The sequence below is a fragment of the Janthinobacterium sp. BHSEK genome, assembly GCF_056174685.1.
In genome coordinates, this window is sequence record NZ_JBWBYV010000268.1 from 1 (window position 1) to 263 (window position 263).

A 263-nucleotide genomic window follows, 5' to 3' on the forward strand; every position below is an offset into this window, starting at 1 on the left:
TCGGCGTGGCCTGGGCAGTCAACGTGCGCGTAGTGACGCGTTTCCGTTTCGTACTCGACGTGGGCGGTGTTGATCGTGATACCGCGCGCTTTTTCTTCTGGAGCCGCATCGATCTGGTCGTATGCTTTGGCTTCGCCGCCGAATTTCTTCGACAGAACCGTTGCGATTGCAGCGGTCAGCGTGGTTTTACCGTGGTCGACGTGGCCGATGGTGCCGACGTTGACGTGCGGCTTGGTCCGTTCGAATTTACCTTTTGCCATTTT

The 263-nt window shown here is 57.4% G+C and carries 1 protein-coding gene; it reads right to left on the reverse strand.

From position 1 onward, the window contains the following. On the reverse strand, positions 1 to 260 hold a 260-nt coding region (locus tag AC0V2Y_RS28975; RefSeq protein ID WP_475418032.1), incomplete at its 3' end, for a GTP-binding protein. Between the last annotated feature and the right edge of the window lie 3 nt (positions 261 to 263).